Origin of the sequence: Streptomyces sp. NBC_00390, from assembly GCF_036057275.1 — a bacterium.
In the GTDB taxonomy this organism is placed as follows: Bacteria; Actinomycetota; Actinomycetes; order Streptomycetales; family Streptomycetaceae; genus Streptomyces.
This window is the reverse complement of sequence record NZ_CP107945.1, coordinates 3,779,119-3,794,869: the sequence shown is the minus strand read 5'-3', so window position 1 is coordinate 3,794,869 and position 15,751 is coordinate 3,779,119. Positions and strand designations below refer to the sequence as shown.

General features: G+C 70.5%; 15 protein-coding genes. 7 read left to right on the top strand and 8 right to left on the bottom strand.

From position 1 onward, the window contains the following. Positions 1-39: 39 nt before the first annotated feature. A complete protein-coding gene (locus tag OHS70_RS16355; RefSeq protein WP_328398127.1) occupies positions 40-738 on the top strand; it encodes a DedA family protein in 699 nt (232 codons plus the stop codon). 60 nt (positions 739-798) lie between these two features. Here the strand turns inward: OHS70_RS16355 and OHS70_RS16350 are convergent, their stop codons facing one another. Further along, positions 799-2,439 carry a threonine/serine ThrE exporter family protein gene (locus OHS70_RS16350; protein WP_328398125.1) on the bottom strand — a complete coding sequence of 547 codons (1,641 nt, stop codon included), beginning with the start codon at positions 2,437-2,439 and terminating at the stop codon, positions 799-801. Positions 2,440-2,597: 158 nt separating this feature from the next. Beyond that, a complete protein-coding gene (locus OHS70_RS16345; RefSeq protein ID WP_108151010.1) occupies positions 2,598-3,092 on the bottom strand; it encodes an inorganic diphosphatase in 495 nt (164 codons plus the stop codon). A 176-nt stretch (positions 3,093-3,268) separates the two neighbouring features. On the opposite strand from OHS70_RS16345, the gene dacB reads away from it, so the two are divergent. The 6 genes from dacB (at position 3,269) to folE (ending at position 10,734) form a co-directional block, all read left to right on the top strand. Next, positions 3,269-4,672 (top strand): D-alanyl-D-alanine carboxypeptidase/D-alanyl-D-alanine endopeptidase, encoded by a 1,404-nt coding sequence (gene dacB / locus OHS70_RS16340; RefSeq protein ID WP_328398123.1) that lies wholly within the window; start codon positions 3,269-3,271, stop codon positions 4,670-4,672. Positions 4,673-4,748: 76 nt separating this feature from the next. Continuing rightward, positions 4,749-5,897 carry a zinc-dependent metalloprotease gene (locus OHS70_RS16335; protein ID WP_328398121.1) on the top strand — a complete coding sequence of 383 codons (1,149 nt, stop codon included), beginning with the start codon at positions 4,749-4,751 and terminating at the stop codon, positions 5,895-5,897. A gap of 232 nt (positions 5,898-6,129) precedes the next feature. Further along, positions 6,130-7,149 carry a tRNA lysidine(34) synthetase TilS gene (gene tilS, locus OHS70_RS16330; RefSeq protein WP_328398119.1) on the top strand — a complete coding sequence of 340 codons (1,020 nt, stop codon included), beginning with the start codon at positions 6,130-6,132 and terminating at the stop codon, positions 7,147-7,149. A gap of 91 nt (positions 7,150-7,240) precedes the next feature. Beyond that, a complete protein-coding gene (hpt, locus tag OHS70_RS16325) occupies positions 7,241-7,780 on the top strand; it encodes a hypoxanthine phosphoribosyltransferase (RefSeq protein WP_328398117.1) in 540 nt (179 codons plus the stop codon). A 206-nt stretch (positions 7,781-7,986) separates the two neighbouring features. Next, on the top strand, positions 7,987-10,011 hold the full coding sequence (gene ftsH, locus OHS70_RS16320; RefSeq protein WP_328398115.1) for an ATP-dependent zinc metalloprotease FtsH: 2,025 nt from the start codon (positions 7,987-7,989) through the stop codon (positions 10,009-10,011). Between the two features lie 117 nt (positions 10,012-10,128). After that, positions 10,129-10,734: a GTP cyclohydrolase I FolE gene (gene folE, locus OHS70_RS16315; protein WP_328398113.1), complete on the top strand. Its 606-nt coding sequence runs from the start codon at positions 10,129-10,131 to the stop codon at positions 10,732-10,734. A 22-nt stretch (positions 10,735-10,756) separates the two neighbouring features. Here the strand turns inward: folE and OHS70_RS16310 are convergent, their stop codons facing one another. The 6 genes from OHS70_RS16310 to OHS70_RS16285 all read right to left on the bottom strand — a co-directional run bounded on the left by OHS70_RS16310 (position 10,757) and on the right by OHS70_RS16285 (position 15,665). Beyond that, on the bottom strand, positions 10,757-11,242 hold the full coding sequence (locus tag OHS70_RS16310; protein WP_328398111.1) for a DUF3180 domain-containing protein: 486 nt from the start codon (positions 11,240-11,242) through the stop codon (positions 10,757-10,759). A 79-nt stretch (positions 11,243-11,321) separates the two neighbouring features. Beyond that, a complete protein-coding gene (gene folK / locus OHS70_RS16305; RefSeq protein ID WP_328398109.1) occupies positions 11,322-11,921 on the bottom strand; it encodes a 2-amino-4-hydroxy-6-hydroxymethyldihydropteridine diphosphokinase in 600 nt (199 codons plus the stop codon). Continuing rightward, entirely contained in the window at positions 11,918-12,277 is a 360-nt protein-coding gene (folB, locus tag OHS70_RS16300) for a dihydroneopterin aldolase (protein ID WP_328398107.1), read from the bottom strand. Before folB ends, folK begins: the two co-directional genes overlap by 4 nt. A gap of 210 nt (positions 12,278-12,487) precedes the next feature. After that, complete coding sequence (locus OHS70_RS16295) at positions 12,488-12,934, bottom strand: nuclear transport factor 2 family protein (protein ID WP_328398105.1); 447 nt, start codon at positions 12,932-12,934, stop codon at positions 12,488-12,490. Next, positions 12,931-13,788, bottom strand: a complete 858-nt coding sequence (gene folP, locus OHS70_RS16290) for a dihydropteroate synthase (RefSeq protein WP_328398104.1) — start codon at positions 13,786-13,788, stop codon at positions 12,931-12,933. Before folP ends, OHS70_RS16295 begins: the two co-directional genes overlap by 4 nt. Before the next feature lie 38 nt (positions 13,789-13,826). Next, positions 13,827-15,665 carry a phosphatidylglycerol lysyltransferase domain-containing protein gene (locus OHS70_RS16285; protein ID WP_328398102.1) on the bottom strand — a complete coding sequence of 613 codons (1,839 nt, stop codon included), beginning with the start codon at positions 15,663-15,665 and terminating at the stop codon, positions 13,827-13,829. Positions 15,666-15,751: the final 86 nt, after the last annotated feature.

Here is a 15,751-nt window from a genome sequence, read left to right as displayed (position 1 = left end):
CGCCGATCGACCGACTGAAGACTCAGGAGCCCGGACCTCGTGACTACCCTTGCGCTCGGACCGAGCTGGCTGGACCCGGACTATCTGATCGGGACGTTCGGACTCATCGGTGTACTCGTCATCGTCTTCGCCGAGTCGGGCCTGCTCATCGGTTTCTTCCTGCCGGGCGACTCGCTGCTGTTCACCACCGGCCTGCTGGTCACCTCCGGCAAGCTGGACTTCCCTCTGTGGGTGGTGTGCACGCTCGTCGTGCTGGCCGCGATCATCGGTGACCAGGTGGGCTATCTCTTCGGCCGCAAGGTCGGCCCTGCCCTCTTCAGGCGCCCGGACTCCAGGCTCTTCAAGCAGGAGAACGTCGAGAAGGCGCACGAGTTCTTCGAGAAGTACGGCCCCAAGTCGCTGGTGCTGGCCCGCTTCGTGCCCATCGTGCGCACGTTCACGCCGATCATCGCCGGTGTGAGCCGGATGAACTACCGCTCCTTCGTCACGTTCAACGTCATCGGCGGCGTGCTGTGGGGCGCCGGGGTCACCCTGCTCGGTGCGGCGCTCGGCAAGGTCGAGTTCGTCCACAAGAACATCGAGGCGATCCTGATCCTGATCGTGCTGATCTCGGTGCTCCCGATTGCGATCGAGTTCCTGCGGGCCCGTTCGAAGGGCAGGAAGCAGGCCGCAGTGGCGGACCCCGGTCCGGCCGGCGAGATGCCCCCGGGCCAGCGGGGCCGGCACGCCAAGCGCTGACCCCGCCGTACGCGGACGCCGCCGCCCGGCGGTACCCGCTCCTGTCCCGTTCGCCTCGCCTCAGAAGCCGCGCGTCCGCTTGGCCGCGCGGCGTTCGGCGCCCGGCGCCCGCAGCACCAGCCGGGAGATCTCGGCGCCCAGGTTCACCCCGATCGCGATGGCGAGCGCGAGGGCGGCCGCCTTGCTCAGTGAGGCGAGGCCCGTGTTCAGGTCGTTTCTGGCGATCGACAACAGCCCGAAGTACGTGGCGCTGCCCGGCAGCAGCGGCCCGATCGCGGCGGTGACATACGGCAGCGCGGAGGCGTACCGGTAGCGCGACAGCAGCTGCCCGAACAGGCCCACCAGACCGGCGGCGATCGCCGTCGCGGCGACCGGAGAGACATTCGCCGTGTCTGCGAGGGCCGCGTAGATCACCCACGCGACGCCGCCGTTGAGAGCGGCGAGGGGCAGGGTGTTGCGCTCCTGCTGGAGCATCACGGCGAAGAACAGGGACAGCGCCATCGCGGCGAGCGTCTGTGCCACCGGCCGTTCGACGATGTGAATGGCGGTTTCCGGGTTGAGGCCCGCGTCCAGCGCGAACCCCAGGTACAGCACCGACAGCACACCGATGACGAGGGCGACCACCAGATAGCCGACCTCGAGGAGGCGGGCGGCCGCGGTGATGTAGAAGCCGGTCAGTCCGTCCTGCACCCCGGCGACCAGCGCCCGTCCCGGGATCAGCGCGAACAGGCCGCCGGTGATCACCGCGGAGGCGCGCACGTCCAGTGGCGACAGTGTCAGGGCCACTCCCATCGCGGCCGAGGGCATGGCGGCAGCGGCGAACTGGTAGAACTCCGGCAGTCCCCGCCCGGCGCACAGCCACGCCAGCCGGTCGCCGAGCATCGCGCTGATCGCCGCCGCGATGAACACCAGCACATCGCCACCCACCAGGACGGAGGCCGCGCCCGCCAGCAGCCCGCCGGCCAGGGTGAGCGCCCAGCCCGGATAGGGATGCCGGTTGCGCCGGATCTCCGCGAGGCGCCGGTAGGCCTCCTCCAGGGTGATCTCCGACTCCTCCGCGCTGATGTCGTGCACCAGGCGGAAGACCGCGGCGAGCCGGGTGTAGTCGGTGCCACGCCGCCGTACGGTGCGATTGGCCGTCACGGGGTCGTCGACCAGGGACGGCTGATAGGTGATCGACAGCAGCGTGAAGGTGACGGTGGGCTCGCAGCGGTCCAGCCCGTAGGCACGGCAGATGGCGAACATGGCCGCCTCGACGTCCTCCGCGCCCTCGCCGCCCGCGAGCAGCAGCTCGCCGATACGCAGCGTCAGGTCCAGTACGCGGGGAACGGCGGGCCCTGCCTCGTCGTGCCGGTGCGCCGCCTCCGGTACCGGCCGCTCGTGGACCGGCATCCGCAGCATCGCGCGCATCCGGTCCTGCCAGGGCGCGCCCTTGGTGAGCTGTACGACCGGCATGCCGTGCGCCGGAGTGAACGCGGGCGGCGAGCGCCGGGCGCTGTAGACGCTCGGTGTCGCGAACGCGGAATGCTCCGGCTCGGCGGGAGGTTCGGGGGCGAAGCCCTTGGGAATCGCGAACTCCGATGACGGGTGGTCCTCTTCGGGCGCCTCCGGCTGCCCCATGCCGGCGGGCGGGGTGAAAGCGCTGTGCGCCTCGTCGGACTGAGGCTTCCGGTCTTCCGGACCCTCGGGCTCCGCCACCACGTCTGTCCTCGCTCCCTCTTGTCCGGCCGTCTGCCTGGCGCGTCTGCCCAGTATGGCCACGGACATGGGCGGCGGTACGCGACGCGGGCGGGACCCCCTCCAGGGTGTCCCGCCCGCGTCGGGCCGCTTCATGCGGCCGGTTGCTCAGTGGAGTGCGCTCAGTGCGCGCCGCCCTGCGCCTCGAGGCGCTTGTAGGAGGCCTCGATCTCGGCCTCGGCCTCGGTGCGGCCGACCCAGTTGGCGCCCTCGACGGACTTGCCGGGCTCCAGGTCCTTGTAGACCTCGAAGAAGTGCTGGATCTCCAGGCGGTCGAACTCGGACACGTGGTGGATGTCACGCAGGTGCTCCACGCGCGGGTCGGAGGCCGGAACGCACAGCAGCTTGTCGTCGCCGCCGGCCTCGTCCGTCATCCGGAACATGCCGATGGCGCGGCACTTGATCAGGCAGCCGGGGAACGTCGGCTCGTCAAGGATGACCAGGGCGTCCAGCGGGTCGCCGTCCTCGCCGAGGGTGTTCTCGACGAAGCCGTAGTCGGCCGGGTAGCTGGTCGAGGTGAAGAGTCGACGGTCCAGGCGGATCCGACCGGTCTCGTGGTCCACCTCGTACTTGTTCCGCGAACCCTTCGGGATCTCGATGGTGACGTCGAACTCCACGGGTGGCTCCTCCATGATCAACACTCAGGTCTTCTGTGGTTCTGTGCCCTCCCGGGGGATGCCCCCCGGACCCCCGGCACAGGGCCTATCGGGGTGCCATGTTCGCGGCAAGACGCAGTTCTGGTGGTTAAGTGTCCCTCACGCACGTGTGTGATCGCGAAAGGGGCTGGTGCGGGGTGCCAGAGGTCAGGACGTGGCAGCTCACTGCGGGCGCCGCCGTGGTCGGCCTCGCCCTCGCCGCCGGAGCGGTGGCTGCGGCGGGTCCCTGGGACTCGGGCCAGCGTAAGGCCGAGAGGCAGCGGGCGGCCGCTCCCGCCCGCGTGGGTGAGGCACATCACGAACCGGCCGCGCCCCGGCCCCCCGCCCCCGCGCCGAGCGCCCCCGTCGTCCTCGCCGCGCTCGGCACCCCGCGGGCCGAACCCGCCAATGCGCCGGCGAGCGGCCCGGCCGACCTGTCCAAGACCCTCGCGCCACTGCTCTCGGACCCGGCCCTCGGCACGGCCCGTACGGCCTGCGTCATCGATGTGGCCACCGGCGCACGGCTGTACGGGAAGGGTGCCGAGACCCCGATGACACCGGCGTCCACCATCAAGATCGCCACGGCTGTCGCGGCCCTGACCGCGCTCGGCCCGGACCACCGCATCCCGACGACCGTCGTCGCGGCCCCGGACGCCGAGGGGATCACCCTGGTCGGCGGCGGCGACGCCACCCTGGAGCGGGCCGGACTCGCCCGGCTGGCCGACCGGACCGCACGCGCCCTGCGCGACCGCGGGATCACCAAGGTCCGGCTCGCGTACGACACCTCGCTGTACCAGGGCCCCGCGCTGCACCCCATCGGCCGCAACGGCAACCTCGCCCCCATCAGCGCCCTGATGGTCGACCAGGGAAGGCGCGCCCCCAAGAGCACCGGCAGCGCGACCCGCTCGACCGACCCCGCCCGGGACGCGGCCCGGCTGTTCACCGAGCTGCTTGCCGGCAAAGGCGTCCGCGCGTCGGCGCACCCTGCCCCGGGCCGTCCCGCGAAGAACGCCGTCCCGCTCGCCCAGGTGCTGTCGGGGCCCCTGTCCGCAATGGTCGAACGGATGCTGACCACCAGCGACAACGACATCGCGGAGTCCCTCGCCCGCCAGACCGCCGTCGCGACCGGCCGACCGGCCCACGCCGTCGGCGCCGGCCGGGCCGTGGCCGCGCAGCTCCGCCGCCTGGAGCTGCCGGTCGAGGGCGCCAGGTTCGCCGACGGCAGTGGTCTCGACCGCAACGACAAGGTTTCCGGCGCCCTGCTCACCGCGCTGCTTGCCACGGCCGCCGACCCCGACCACCCCGAACTGCGCCCGGTCCTCACCGGGCTGCCCGTGGCGGGCTTTTCCGGCACTCTGGAGGAGCGCTACGCGAACGGCTCGGCGGGCACCGGCCTGGTGCGGGCCAAGACCGGCACCCTGTCCGGCGTCGACACGCTCGCGGGCACGGTCGTGACGGCCGACGGCCGGCTGCTGGCCTTCGCGTTCCTCGCGGGAGGCACGGAGTCCCGGGACACCGCACGGCCGGCCCTGGACCGGCTCGCCGCCGCACTGGTGCCCTGAGAGCCGGCCGCCTTCGGACGAAGCGTCGGAGCCCAACACCTCACCGCAGCCCGAGCGGAGAACGTACGGTTGACGCATGACGAGCATCGGTGGTGCCGAGATGGTCGACTGGAACCTCGCCGTCGCGACCGCGACCCGCTTCGTGCGGCCCGGTCCCGAAGTGAGCAGGGACGAGGCGCGTGCCGTCGTCGCCGAGCTGCGACGGCACGCCAAGGCCTCCGAGGAGCATGTCCGGGCATTCACCCGGCTGATCCCCGAAGGCTCCGAACCACTGGACACCCCGGTCCTGGTCGTGGACCGGGCCGGCTGGGTCCGGGCGAACGTCGCGGGCTTCCGCGAGCTGCTGCGGCCGCTGCTGGACAAGATGCAGGAACGCCGCTCGGGCACCCCGGGAGGGGCGATGCTCGGCGCGGTGGGTGGCAAGGTCACCGGCGTCGAACTGGGCATGCTGCTGTCGTTCCTGGCCTCCCGGGTGCTGGGACAGTACGAGACCTTCGCCCCCGCCCCCCGCGACCTGCCCGCCGGTGAAAGCGCCGGCTTGAGTGGCAGCGGACGGCTGCTGCTGGTCGCGCCGAACATCGTCCACGTCGAGCGCGAACTGGACGTGGACCCCCACGACTTCCGGCTCTGGGTCTGTCTGCACGAGGAGACCCACCGCACCCAGTTCACCGGCGTGCCCTGGCTGCGTGACCACCTCGAGGGCGAGATCCAGTCGTTCCTCGGGCAGACCGAGGTGGACCCGATGACCGTGCTGGAGCGGTTCCGGGAGGCCGCGCAGTCGCTCGCGGGGGCCCGTCCCGAAGGCGAGGAGGACGACACCGGCCACTCCATCGTCGAACTGGTGCAGACTCCGGCCCAGCGGGAGATCCTGAGCCGGCTGACCGCCGTGATGTCGCTGCTGGAGGGGCACGCCGACTTCGTGATGGACGGCGTCGGTCCCGATGTGGTGCCCTCGGTCGGGGAGATCAGGGAGAAGTTCCAGCAGCGCAGGGCACGCGGGGCGAGCCGGCTCGATCTCGCGCTGCGCAAGCTGCTGGGGCTCGACGCCAAGCTGCGTCAGTACCGCGACGGCGAACGCTTCGTACGGGCCGTGGTGCAGGAGGTGGGCATGGACGGCTTCAACCGGGTGTGGACGTCGCCGAACACGCTTCCGACGAAGGCGGAGATCGCCAAACCGGCGGACTGGGTCGCGAGGGTGCACCGCAAGGCCGAGGGCGCACCGTAAGGCCGAGGGCGCACCGTGGAGCAGAGTGGTGAAGCGCGGGGTGCCGACGGCAGACGGACGCCCCGCCAATCACCCATCCGAGGGACCGTGGGCGCTTGGTAGGCGTGCGATGCTCGGGGTATCGGCTCGGTTCTGTCACCATCGACGCACTCTGAGTGACCGATCGTTCGTCCTCCACCCGACGATTTCGACCGAGGCACCCCTCCCGACACTTTCACGAAGGGCACCGGACATGGGTCCCCATCCTGCGGTCGCGGCGATACGCCTGGCGGTCCGCCGCGTACTCCACGACGTGCTCACCGAGCACTCCGACAACACAGCACACTCCGTGACCCCGCAGCCGCCCCTCGTGCTGGTGGCCTGCTCGGGCGGCGCCGACTCGATGGCGCTCGCCTCCGCCCTCGCCTTCGAGGCCCGCAAGCTCTCCATCCGCGCCGGCGGCATCACCGTCGACCACGGCCTTCAGGACGGCTCCGCCCTCCGCGCCGCCGAAGTCGCCGCCCGTCTCACCGCGATGCAGCTCGACCCGGTCGAGGCCGTCACCGTGCGGGTCGGCCGCGAAGGTGGCCCCGAGGCTGCGGCCCGCTACGCCCGCTACGCCGCGCTGGACGAGGCCGCGGAGCGCCTCGGCGCCGCCGCCGTCCTGCTCGGCCACACCCGCGACGATCAGGCAGAAACCGTCCTGCTCGGCCTCGCCCGCGGCTCCGGGATCCGCTCGCTGTCGGGAATGGCCGCCGTCTCGGGGGCGGTCGGCCGTTACCGCCGCCCCTTCCTCGAGATCGACCGGCAGACCGCCCGCAAGGCATGCATGGTCCAGTCGCTGCCCGTGTGGGACGACCCGCACAACGCCGACCCCGCCTACACCCGCTCCCGGCTGCGCCACGAGGGCCTGCCCGCTCTGGAGAAGGCGCTCGGCAAGGGCGTCGTCGAGGCCCTGGCACGCACCGCCCAGCTCTCCCGCGACGATGCCGACGCCCTGGACGCCTGGGCCGCCGACGCGGAGGCCACCGTGCGGGACGACGCGGGCCGGCTGGAGTGCGCCAAGCTGTTCGCGCTGCCCCCCGCCGTACGCCGCCGGGTGCTGCGCCGGGCCGTCATCGAGGCCGGTTCGCCCGCCGGTTCGCTCTTCGCGCGGCACATCGAGGAAGTGGACCGCCTCATCACCGGCTGGCGGGGTCAGCGGGCCATCAATCTGCCCGGCCGCGTCGAGGCGCACCGGCAGGGTGGCAGACTTGTCATTCGGCAAGGCTGACCCGGCCGCAGAAATGCGCCGGCCGAGTCATTCCGGGCTCGACCCCCGGAACCCCCGGCAACAGAAAGCGACGCGGGTGAACGAGAAGGACATGAGCACCGATCTCCAGTCGGTGCTCATCACCAAGGAAGAGATCGACGCGAAGCTGGCCGAGTTGGCGGCGAAGATCGATGCGGAGTACGCGGGCAAGGATCTGCTCATCGTCGGTGTCCTCAAGGGCGCCGTGATGGTGATGGCGGACCTGGCGCGTGCACTGTCCACCCCGGTCACCATGGACTGGATGGCGGTGTCGTCCTACGGCGCGGGCACCCAGTCGTCGGGCGTGGTCCGGATCCTCAAGGACCTGGACACCGACATCAAGGGCAAGCACGTCCTGATCGTCGAGGACATCATCGACTCCGGCCTGACGCTGTCCTGGCTGCTGTCGAACCTCGGCTCGCGCGAGCCGGCCTCCCTGGAGGTGTGCACCCTGCTGCGTAAGCCGGATGCCGCAAAGGTCTCCATCGACGTGAAGTGGATCGGATTCGACATCCCGAACGAGTTCGTCGTCGGTTACGGCCTGGACTATGCGGAGAAGTACCGCAACCTCCCGTTCGTCGGGACGCTCGCCCCGCACGTCTACGGCGGCTGAACCGGCCGGAACGGGACGCCGAACCAGACGGGAACCAGAGCCCCCCTCCGGCCGTTGAAGCTTGGGAGGACGGGTTTGTCAGCCGTACCGCGCGGACGCGGCTCGCTCGCTGGGGTACCGTCCGAAGAACAGTTGTCTTTAACCAAGAGCAGTCACAGCAGCATTTACTACGGGCAGGAGGGACGGGGCGTTCTCGCCCCGTATGGATGGACGTGAAGCGATACTTCCGTGGGCCGGTCATGTGGATCGTGCTGGCCGTCCTCGCCGTGGTCGTGCTGATGCAGGTCGTCGGCTCTTCCGGCGGCTACAAGACGGTGGACACCGGCGATGTGGTCCAGGCGATCAGCAAGAACCAGGTCGACCAGGTCAAACTGACCACCGGCGACGAACAGATCATCAAGGCTGACCTCAAGGAAGGCCAGAAGGTCAAGGGCAGCGACAAGATCCAGGCCAGCTACATCGGCACCCAGGGTGCCGACCTGGCCAACACGCTGCAGGAGAAGTTCGAGGCAGGCGAGATCAAGGAGGGCTACACGGTCTCGCCCTCGAAGCAGAGCCCGTTCGTCTCGGTGCTGCTCTCCCTGCTGCCCTTCGTCCTGATCGTCGTGGTCTTCCTCTTCCTGATGAACCAGATGCAGGGCGGCGGCTCCCGTGTCATGAACTTCGGGAAGTCCAAGGCCAAGCTGATCACCAAGGACACCCCCAAGACGACCTTCTCCGATGTGGCCGGGTCCGACGAGGCCGTCGAGGAGCTCCACGAGATCAAGGAGTTCCTGCAGGAGCCGGCCAAGTTCCAGGCCGTCGGCGCCAAGATCCCCAAGGGCGTGCTGCTGTACGGCCCGCCCGGTACGGGCAAGACGCTGCTCGCCCGCGCCGTCGCGGGTGAGGCGGGCGTCCCGTTCTACTCGATCTCCGGCTCCGACTTCGTCGAGATGTTCGTCGGTGTCGGTGCCTCCCGGGTCCGCGACCTGTTCGAGCAGGCCAAGGCGAACGCCCCGGCGATCGTCTTCGTCGACGAGATCGACGCCGTCGGCCGGCACCGCGGTGCGGGTCTCGGCGGCGGCCACGACGAGCGCGAGCAGACCCTCAACCAGCTGCTCGTCGAGATGGACGGCTTCGACGTCAAGGGCGGCGTGATCCTGATCGCCGCCACCAACCGGCCTGACATCCTCGACCCGGCGCTGCTGCGCCCGGGCCGTTTCGACCGGCAGATCGCCGTCGACCGCCCCGACATGCAGGGCCGTCTGGAGATCCTCAAGGTCCACCAGAAGGGCAAGCCGGTCGCCCCGGACGTCGACCTGGGTGCGGTTGCCCGGCGTACGCCCGGCTTCACCGGCGCCGACCTGTCGAACGTGCTGAACGAAGCCGCGCTCCTCACGGCGCGCAGCGACAAGAAGCTGATCGACAACCACTCCCTGGACGAGGCGATCGACCGTGTGGTCGCGGGCCCGCAGAAGCGGACCCGGATCATGTCGGACAAGGAGAAGAAGATCACCGCGTACCACGAGGGTGGTCACGCCCTGGTCGCGGCGGCTTCGCCGAACTCCGACCCGGTCCACAAGATCACGATCCTGTCCCGCGGCCGGGCCCTCGGTTACACGATGGTGCTCCCGGAGGAGGACAAGTACTCGACCACGCGCAACGAGATGCTCGACCAGCTGGCGTACATGCTGGGCGGCCGCGCGGCGGAGGAACTGGTCTTCCACGACCCGACCACCGGTGCGGCCAACGACATCGAGAAGGCCACCGCCACGGCCCGTGCGATGGTCACGCAGTACGGCATGACCGAGCGGCTCGGCGCGATCAAGTTCGGCGGCGACAACACCGAGCCCTTCCTGGGCCGGGAGATGGCGCACCAGCGCGACTACTCGGAAGAGGTCGCGGCGCTGGTCGACGAAGAGGTCAAGAAGCTCATCGAGACCGCGCACAACGAGGCCTGGGAGATCCTGGTCGAGAACCGCGACGTCCTGGACAACCTGGTCCTGCAGCTGCTGGAGAGGGAGACGCTCGGCAAGGAGGAGATCGCCGAGATCTTCGCGCCGATCGTGAAGCGCCCGGCCCGCCCGGCGTGGACCGGCTCCGCGCGGCGTACGCCCTCCACGCGTCCGCCGGTGCTCTCGCCGAAGGAACTGGCGCTGACCAACGGCGCGGCGAACGGCACGGGTCCGACGGTGACCGATGTCACCAAGGCCCCCTCCGAGGCGGTCCCGGAGGAGCGTCCCGAGGCATGACCAGCAGGTCTTCCGCCTGGAGGGCCCCTGAACAGGAATGAACGCCGTATCTCCCAGGTTCTAGCCTGGGAGATACGGCGTTTTCACGCCACGTCGGAGTACAGGAACGAGGCACAGATGACCGACCCGGTGACGCTGGACGGCGAGGGCACCATCGGCGTGTTCGACGAGAAGCGGGCCGAGAACGCAATTCGCGAACTCCTCATCGCGGTCGGCGAGGACCCTGACCGTGAGGGTCTGCGGGAGACACCCGCGCGGGTGGCGCGGGCGTACAGGGAAATATTCGGCGGTCTGTGGCAGCAGCCCGAGGACGTACTGACGACGACGTTCGACCTGGGCCACGACGAGATGGTCCTGGTGAAGGACATCGAGGTGACCAGCTGCTGCGAGCACCACCTGGTGCCGTTCCGGGGCGTGGCGCACGTCGGCTACATCCCGTCGACCTCGGGCAAGATCACGGGTCTGTCCAAGCTGGCGCGCCTCGTGGACGTCTTCGCCCGCCGGCCGCAGGTGCAGGAGCGGCTGACCACGCAGATCGCGGACTCCCTCATGGAGATCCTGGAGCCGCGCGGCGTGATCGTGGTCATCGAGTGCGAGCACATGTGCATGTCGATGCGGGGCATCCGCAAGCCCGGTGCCAAGACGATCACGTCGGCGGTACGCGGTCAGCTGCGGGACGTGGCGACGCGCAACGAGGCGATGAGCCTGATCATGGCTCGCTGAGCCGGGCGACGGCCCGGTCCTCCTACGAGGTCCGGGCCGTCGTCGTGTTGTCGTCGTCGTCCTCGGGGAGCTTGCAGACACGTTCCAGAAAGAGTGCCGCCGCGATCACGCCGATGCCCGCCAGCACCGAGAATGCCGCGTAGATCGCCTGGTCCCGGCGGGGCGGGATGTCGAGGGAGCCGAGCAGGAACACACCCGTGCCGCCGTACATGCCGCTCACCAGGGCCGCCACGAGCGCGCTTGCCTGCCCGAACACCACCGCGCGGGCCGCCATCAACGGCTCGACCCCCTTGGCACCCGGGCGCCGCTCGCGCTGGGCCCGCAGCCGGGCGCGCAGGGAGAGCGCGGTCGCGGTGAGGACGACGGCGATCGCCGCCAGCACGATCGGCGCGGCCAGCGGCACGCTGGGCAGGGTGCCGAAGGAGTCCCACAGGCGCGCGGCCCCCCAGGACAGCACTCCTGCCGCGGCGAAGAGACCGGCCAGCACACCGAGCCGTAGTTGCTTCACCGAGAAAGCCGCCCTTCACCTGTCCAGCCGCACGAAGTCGTGGCGGGTACGTCGCGTACTCCGCGTACGAGCCTAACGACTACTCGGGCAGCCGCAGTTCCAGGTCGGCGCGGGGCTGCACACCACCGTGCCCCATGACCGCCAGCAGCTCGGCCACGGCGCCACGGCCGGGGAGCTGCGCCTCCGGCTCCACGTCGTGCCACGGCGCGAGCACGAAGGCGCGCTCATGGGCACGCGGGTGCGGCAGGGTCAGCACCGGGTCGTCGGAGACGACGTCGGCGTACGACACGATGTCGACGTCGATGGTCCGCGGCCCCCAGCGCTCCTCACGGACCCGCTCGAAGGCCTCTTCGATGGCCTGGCCGCGCTCCAGCAGCGAGGACGGGGGCAGCGTGGTCTTGATCACCACCACCGCGTTGAAGTACGACGGCTGACTGCCCGGCTCGACGCCCCACGGCTCCGTCTCGTACACGGGTGAGACGGCCTTGACCCGCAGCCCCGGGGTGTCCTCCAGGGCGTCGATGGCGCCCTGGAGCGTCTCCAGGCGGTTGCCCAGGTTGGAGCCGAGCGAGATGACGGCCCGTTTGGGATTGGACAGAGTGACATCGGCGGCGTCCACCTGCTCCATGACGGAGGACGGCACCGGCTGCACGGTCGGGTCGCTCGCTGCCTGGTTCATACTCGGCTCCGGGTGATCGTGATCGTGACGTCGTCGAAGGGCACCGTGATGGGGGCGTCCGGCTTGTGCACGACCACCTCGACCTCCGCCACGCCGTCGTGCTTCAGACACTTCTGGGCGATGCGCTCGGCGAGCGTCTCGATCAGGTCGACGGGCTCGCCCTCGACGATGGCGACGACCTCCTCCGCCACCACGCCGTAGTGCACGGTCTTCGCCAGGTCGTCGTCGGCCGCCGCGGGGCGGGTGTCGAGGCCGAGGGCCAGGTCGACGATGAAGGTCTGGCCTTCCTCGCGCTCCCGGGGGAAGACGCCATGGTGCCCACGGGCCTTGAGGCCGCGCAGCGCGACACGATCCACGCGAATCACTCCTGCTGTCGTAGTTCTTGCGGGCACCGAACCGCGTGCGGGCGACGGTGACCACGTTCGAATCTACCCGCGAGCACCGACAGCACCCGCCCATGGGGCCATGGACACAGCGGCACGAGGCTGGTAGCCGCGTATACCCCGAGGACGCCGCGCTGAATCCCTCGCCGCCCCGGTTACCCCGCGTCCGCGGGAGTGTTGCCCCTATGCGGGCGTCTCGTCGTCTTCCTCGTCGTCGCTCTCGGTCAGCACCGGCGAGCCGTGGTGGGACCAGATCTTCCAGCCGTCGGATGTGCGGCGGAACACATTGGTGGCGACCACCAGCTGCCCGACGAGCGGCCCGAGCTCGCCGCCGTCCTCAGCGGGGCCGCCGCTGAGAATGTTCTCCGTGCAGGTGACCAGAGCGGTGTCACCGGCCACATTCACTTTGACGTCGGTGAGGAAGAACTGGATGTACTCCGTGTTCGCCATGATCAGCGCGTACGAGCGGAGGACCTCCCCACGGCCGGAGAGCACCGGCCAGCCCGGGTGGATGCAGGAGATGTCGTCGTCGAGCCAGAGTGTGGAGAGCTTCTCGAAGTCGCCGCGCTCCATGGTCTCGTAGAAGGCGGTGTTGGCCTCCTCGACCCGTTCGAGATCGGTACGGCTCACCGGGCGCCCTCGACGGCCCGCGCGACGCGGACCGCATCCGCGGTGGCCCGCACCTCGTGGACCCGTACCGCCCACGCACCTTCGTGCGCCGCGATGGCGGACACCGCGGCGGTCGCGGCGTCGCGCTCGCGGGCCGGCGGGGCAGCGCCCTCCTTGGCCAGGACATGCCCCAGGAACCGCTTGCGGGAGGCGGCCACCAGCACCGGGCGGCCCAGGGCGCGCAGCTCCGCGAGGTGGGCGACCAGGGCGAGGTCGTGCTCGGCATGCTTGGCGAAGCCGAGTCCGGGATCGATGACGATCCGCTCGGGCGCGATGCCGCCGTCGATGACCGCCTCCATGCGCCGGCGCAGCTCCGTGACGACCTCGGCGACCACGTCGCCGTACACCGCACGGCTGTTCATGTCCTCGCTGAACCCGCGCCAGTGCATCACGACGAACGGGGTGTCCAGGGCGGCCACCGCCGGAACCATCCGGGGGTCGGCGAGCCCGCCGCTGACGTCGTTGACCAGCGCCGCACCGGCCGCGACTGCCTGCTCGGCGACGCCGGCGCGCATTGTGTCGACCGACACGGTCACGCCCTCGGACGCGAGGCCCCGGACGACCGGGACGACCCTGCGCAGCTCCTCGTCCTCGTCGACGCGGGTGGCGCCGGGCCGGGTCGACTCGCCGCCGACGTCGACGAGGTCGGCGCCCTGGGCGACCAGGTCGAGACCGCGCTTGACGGCGGCCGTGGTGTCGAACCAGCGGCCCCCGTCGGAGAAGGAGTCGGGCGTCACATTGACGACTCCCATGACCGCACAGCGATCCCACTCGGGCATGCCGTCTGCCGTGCCACGTCCGCGCAACGTACTCATGTGCCCAGCCTAGGGGGTGCCTTTCGGATCCGGCCGGGTCACGCCGCGCGGACCTCGGGCTGCTCGTGATGGCGGGCGGGATGCGCGCAGGGACGGGGCAGCCGGTCAGGGCGGTGGCGGGTGAAGGGGCGCGGGAGCGAGACGTTCACGAAGCCCTCCGCCTGCATGGCGGCGAAGCCGATCCGCGGCAGGTCCCTGGTGTTGCGGAAGACCACGAAACGCGGTTCCCAGCGCGGCCGGAACTTGGCGTTGAACTTGTACAGCGACTCGATCTGGAACCAGCGCGAGAGGAAGACGAGCAGCCCGCGCCACAGCCGCAGCACCGGACCCGCGCCGATCTTCTCGCCGCGCGCCAGCGCCGAGCGGAACATCGCGAAGTTGAGGGAGACGCGCTCGACCTTCAGTGCGGGCGCGGCCTGCAGGGAGGCGACGATGAGGAGTTCGTTCATGCCGGGGTCGGCGGAGCGGTCGCGGCGCATCAGCTCCAGGGACATGCCGTCCACGCCCCACGGAACGAAATGGATGATCGCCTTCAGGTCGCCGTAGGGAGAGTCGGCATCGTTCGGCCCGGCCTTGTGGGCCGTGGCGATCACTGCCTCGCCGTCGGCCGGATCGCCTATGCGGCCCAGCGCCATGGAGAACCCGCGCTCGGTGTCGGTGCCGCGCCAGTCGGCCGCTGCCCGCCGGATGCGCTCCAGTTCGTCGTCGGTGAGGTCACGGACGCGCCGTACGCGGGTTTCGTAACCACCCCGCTCGATCCGCTTCACCATCTGGCGTACGTTTCGCATCGCGCGCCCGGCCAGGGAGAAATCCGCGACGTCCACCACCGCCTCGTCGCCGAGTTCCAGGGCGTCCAGGCCCGTCTCGCGGGTCCACACCTCGGCGCCGGTCTCCGAGCAGCCCATCACCGCCGGGGTCCAGGAGTGTGCCTTGGCCTCGTCCATGAACCGTTCGATGGCGCCGGGCCAGGCCTCGACGTCGCCGATCGGGTCACCGCTGGCGAGCATCACCGAGGAGACGACGCGGTAGCAGACGGCCGCCTTGCCGCTGGGGGAGAAGACGACGCCCTTGTCGCGGCGGAGAGCGAAGTGGCCGAGCGAGTCGCGGCCGCCGTGCACGGCCAGCAGGTCGCGCAGCCTGCGCTCGTCGTCCTCGGTGAGGCGCGCTGCGGGGTGTTCGGGCCGGAAGGCGAGATAGACGGTGGTGACCGCGGTCAGCAGACCGAGCGCGCCGAGCGAGTAGCCGACGGTCCAGGAGACGCGGTCCGCGTAGTCGACGGGGCCCTCGAAGCCGAAGAGCCCGTAGATGACGTGCTCGAGGCGGTCGGTCAGACCGGGGCTGCCGACGACCTTGCCGGGGTGGGCGCTGACGACGACCAGCCCCAGAGCGAGGGAACCGGCGCTCATCAGAACGAAGTTGGCGAGCGCGCGCCAGCGGCTGCGCGGGTCGGGCAGCGCGGCGAACTGGCCCCGGTGACGCAGCAGCAGGGCCAGCAGCGCGAGTGAGAGCAGCACACCGACGACGGAGTGCCGGTAGACGAACTGGGCAGCGGCTCCGGCCGGCAGCAGGATGACGGCGGCCCGCCAGGCGCGGCGCTTGTGGCGCTTGAGCCCGTGGGCGAGGAGCAGCAGCAGGACGCCGGCGCTGAGCGAGAGCGCCGCGGCGAACGGGCCGGTGGCACCGGGCAGCACCTCGGCGAACGCGTGCATGCGGCTGTGCCGGAACCGCGGGAAGACCCCGGCCGCCACGTCGACCAGGCCGACGAACGCGCAGGCTGTGCCCACCAGCGACGGCACCGCGTCGGGCCGGGGGCCGCGCAGCGCGCGACGCACCCGCGGAACCAATCCTGATTTGTCCCCATCTACCGTTGCAGACATCGCTTCCCGTGACTCCGCGAGAGATCCTGCGTCCAAGGCCTCAGATCGGTCGGCCCGGACGACGTGCGCTCTCTAGGACGGGAGTT

What these genes read in the sequence shown, in the direction of transcription:
- OHS70_RS16335 (WP_328398121.1), top strand. Translation starts at nt 4,749, where the DNA reads ATGACGAGCATCGGTGGTGCCGAGATGGTCGACTGGAACCTCGCCGTC.
- tilS (WP_328398119.1), top strand. Translation starts at nt 6,130, where the DNA reads ATGGGTCCCCATCCTGCGGTCGCGGCGATACGCCTGGCGGTCCGCCGC.
- hpt (WP_328398117.1), top strand. Translation starts at nt 7,241, where the DNA reads ATGAGCACCGATCTCCAGTCGGTGCTCATCACCAAGGAAGAGATCGAC.
- ftsH (WP_328398115.1), top strand. Translation starts at nt 7,987, where the DNA reads ATGGACGTGAAGCGATACTTCCGTGGGCCGGTCATGTGGATCGTGCTG.
- folE (WP_328398113.1), top strand. Translation starts at nt 10,129, where the DNA reads ATGACCGACCCGGTGACGCTGGACGGCGAGGGCACCATCGGCGTGTTC.
- folK (WP_328398109.1), bottom strand. Translation starts at nt 11,921, where the DNA reads ATGAACCAGGCAGCGAGCGACCCGACCGTGCAGCCGGTGCCGTCCTCC.
- folP (WP_328398104.1), bottom strand. Translation starts at nt 13,788, where the DNA reads ATGAGTACGTTGCGCGGACGTGGCACGGCAGACGGCATGCCCGAGTGG.
- OHS70_RS16285 (WP_328398102.1), bottom strand. Translation starts at nt 15,665, where the DNA reads ATGTCTGCAACGGTAGATGGGGACAAATCAGGATTGGTTCCGCGGGTG.